1 pseudogene is annotated in these 459 nt (G+C 66.7%); it reads left to right on the top strand.

Annotation, left to right across the window (positions count from 1 at the left end):
* Positions 1-459: pseudogene (locus VG556_RS22470) on the top strand (hypothetical protein); the annotation flags it as partial.

The raw sequence follows: 459 nt of genomic DNA, 5'->3' as shown, positions 1-459 counted from the left end.
GCGCTTCAATGCCGCGCCGTTCCGCGAGTACCGTGCGCTGATGGACAGCCCGCTACGCGAGGCGGTGGCCTGCGCGCAGATGTACTTCCATGAGGATTGGCGCGACCCGGCCGACAAGGCCAAGGTGCACGGCAGCTATGCGCTGCTGCTGCAGCCGGAGCAGGTTACGCCGCAACAGGCCGAGCAGTTCAAGCTGGAGCGGATTGAGGTACCCCCGCGTGAGGCCAAGGCTGTGGAGGAGCGGGCGCGCTACTACCTGCCGATGGAGCGGACCCGTTACGCGCTGGCCTTTGACCGCGCCTGCAATCTTTCAAGGAAGGGCGGCAGCTATTACAGCGCGCTGTTCGAGGGCGACGGCGAGCGGGTGAAGTTGCCCGATGCTGCTGCGCTGGCGGAGAAAGGGAAGCTGGCACAGCCGATCAATGCGCGGGCGCAGCGGATCCTGCCGGAGAGGGAGGA

This window comes from Stenotrophomonas sp. CASM106, from assembly GCF_049384825.1.
GTDB classification, from domain to species: Bacteria; Pseudomonadota; Gammaproteobacteria; order Xanthomonadales; family Xanthomonadaceae; genus Stenotrophomonas; species Stenotrophomonas muris.
Note: the sequence above shows the minus strand (reverse complement) of the source record. Positions and strands in the feature narration are given on the sequence as shown.